This window comes from Aliiglaciecola sp. SL4, assembly GCF_041538045.1.
Lineage (GTDB): Bacteria > Pseudomonadota > Gammaproteobacteria > Enterobacterales > Alteromonadaceae > Aliiglaciecola.
The window spans coordinates 1-695 of sequence record NZ_JBGOSE010000033.1 but is presented as its reverse complement, the minus strand read 5'-3'; the positions used below and the strand labels follow the sequence as shown (position 1 = coordinate 695).

Genomic DNA, 695 nt, shown 5'->3' with positions numbered 1-695 from the left:
TCCTACCGCTTTGCTTCCTATTCTTCGTGGCTCTTCAATCTCACTCGGTTACATACAAAATACGTATGCGCCCTCATTCGATTTTCGTATCCACTTGCCTAGAAACCAAATCGTTGGCTATTCCATCAAAGACATGAATGATTGATGGGTAACCCTTGGTTTGATTTGCGCCTTTTTACTCACAAATCAAAGGTGCTCATTTAAGAGCTCGTGTATGCGTGACAAGTACTAATCACAAAATCAGATAGAGTACGCTTGAAGATACTTCTTCAATTATTACTCTTTAGTTTTGATTACTTTTATCAGCTTTCCAAATTGTTAAAGAACATAGTACAAATTTATCGAAACGTGCACATTAAGGTTTAAAAAACCCTAATCAATATATGCGCATTCACATTTATTGATTAAGGCTTGCTTCCTTTACGATGACCTCAAATCCGGTTCCAACCATTTCACCGAAAATGGTAGGCTTGGGCAGACTTGAACTGCCGACCTCACCCTTATCAGGGGTGCGCTCTAACCAGCTGAGCTACAAGCCTATTCAATACAACCGATAGACTTACCTATCAACCACATTAAAAATGGTGGAGCTAAGCAGGATCGAACTGCTGACCTCCTGCGTGCAAGGCAGGCGCTCTCCCAGCTGAGCTATAGCCCCGTTATCGTTCAAAATAACGGTCATCGTTCTCTTCTCT

At 41.6% G+C, this 695-nt stretch carries 2 tRNA genes; both read right to left on the bottom strand.

Annotated features, from left to right (window positions below):
* Positions 1-462: 462 nt before the first annotated feature.
* Positions 463-539: transfer RNA gene (locus AB6T38_RS19215), tRNA-Ile, on the bottom strand.
* A 43-nt stretch (positions 540-582) separates the two neighbouring features.
* A tRNA-Ala gene (locus AB6T38_RS19210) sits at positions 583-658 on the bottom strand.
* Between the last annotated feature and the right edge of the window lie 37 nt (positions 659-695).